General features: G+C 52.7%; 1 protein-coding gene. It reads right to left on the bottom strand.

The annotated features are described in order from the left end of the window. Positions 1-232: 232 nt before the first annotated feature. Positions 233-1,750, bottom strand: coding sequence for a class I SAM-dependent DNA methyltransferase (locus EI28_RS12140; RefSeq protein WP_048115173.1), 1,518 nt, complete (start codon positions 1,748-1,750; stop codon positions 233-235). Positions 1,751-1,804: the final 54 nt, after the last annotated feature.

The following is a 1,804-nucleotide window of genomic DNA, read 5'->3' as shown; positions in this document are numbered from 1 at the left end:
TGCCATGAGGAATCAATCCACGCTGTCCCAATTTCCCAAAAAAGATGATACCTCCGTTGAAGGAGAGAGATCAGATCCCTGACTGACTATTAAGCCTTTTTCGCATCCCATAAGTGAGACCTTATGCCAATCAGACTATCTTCACTCCTGATGGAACAGAAACCCTTCGTATGACTCCTCATCCAGCACGGACTATCGTAACTAAAGAGTACTAAGATAGCCCCTTCCATCCTTATTTTTCAGACTTTTTGAGCATCTCCTTTAATTCCTCAAGATTCTGCTGGATCTGGCTCTCTAAAGCCTGGATTTTATCGATGATCACTTCCGGAGGCTCATACTCGACCTCTTCGTATTCTATCTCCTTGTAGCGAGAGATCGAGAGGTCATAGTTATTCGCCTGGATCTCCTCGACCGGCACATAGAAGCACTTCGCCTTCCTGTCTATCGGGTTTGTGTCTCTCCGCTCCCTGAATTGCTCGATAATGTCCGGAATATCACCTTTGCCGTCGATGAATGTCCGCTTGTCGTCGAGCGAGTAACCGTCCGCCTCCATGTCGTAGAACCAGACCTTGCCGGTCTTTCCGCCCTTCACGAAGATCAGCACGGCGGTCGAGACTCCCGCATAGGGTTTGAAGATCCCGGAGGGCATGGAGACGATACCCTCCAGTTGATTCTCCTCAAGGAGCATCCGGCGGAGCTCCTTATGCGCTCTGGAGCTCCCAAAGAGCACGCCGTCAGGCACGATAACGCCGCACTTCCCGCCTATCGTCAGGAGTTGTATCATCCGCTCGACTAAGAGCAGTTCGGTCTTTGTCGTGTTAAGCGAGAGGCTGTCGTTGATGTCGCTCTTGTCGATGCTCCCCTTGAAGGGGGGATTGGCGAGCACGACCGTATAGCGCTCTTCTTCAGTGTAGCGCTTGGAGAGGGTGTCCTTGAGCTCGATGTGAGGAGCTTTGATGCCGTGCAGCATCAGGTTCATGAGCGATATCCGGGTCATCGTGGAGTCGAAGTCGAACCCGTAGAACGTATCGCTCCAGAGTTTCTCCCAATGCTTCTGATCGGTGATGTTGTCGCCGATGAGGTTGTGGTATTCTCCCTCCTGGTCGACCTCAAGCATGTCGGGACTCGTATACTTCCGGATGATGTGCTCATACGAGTTGATGAGGAAGCCAGCCGTACCGCACGCAGGATCGCAGATACGGTCGGTGATATCAGGATCGACCAGTTCAACGATCATCCGTATGATATGACGCGGGGTGCGGAACTGTCCGTTCTTTCCGGCAGTGGAGAGTTGAGAGAGGAGGTATTCGTAGATATCGCCCTGAGTGTCGCGATTCTGCGCCGTGATATTCATCTCGTCGATGAGAGCGACCGCTTCCTGAAGGAGCGAGGGCTTTGGGATCATAAAGACGGCGTCCTGCATCTGCCGGGCGAAGAGCGTCTTCTCCCCGTTATGGAGGGATTTGATGAAGGGGAAGACCCTGTCGCGGACATGTACAAGCATCTGCTCGGCAGGGTAGTGCTTCCAGCTCGACCACCGGCACTCCTCATGCTCCTCGAAGACCGACGTATACGGCACTCCCCGCGCTCGCGCTCGATTCTGCTCGACGACATCCATATCTTCGAGGCGCTTCATGAAGATGAGGTAGGACATCTGCTCGATGGACTGGAGCGGGTTTGACATCCCCCCGCTCCAGAAGCGATCCCAGAGGGTGTCGATCTTTGATTTAAGGTCGGGGGCGAGTTTCATGATATCACATACTTGGAATTCTTAAACCTTGACAATGATTATGGCAATTCATAC

The sequence above is a fragment of the Methanoculleus sp. MH98A genome (assembly GCF_000691865.1).
Classification (GTDB): Archaea; Halobacteriota; Methanomicrobia; order Methanomicrobiales; family Methanoculleaceae; genus Methanoculleus.
This window is presented reverse-complemented; position numbering and strand designations above follow the sequence as displayed.

What these genes read in the sequence shown, in the direction of transcription:
- EI28_RS12140 (WP_048115173.1), bottom strand. Translation starts at nt 1,750, where the DNA reads ATGAAACTCGCCCCCGACCTTAAATCAAAGATCGACACCCTCTGGGAT.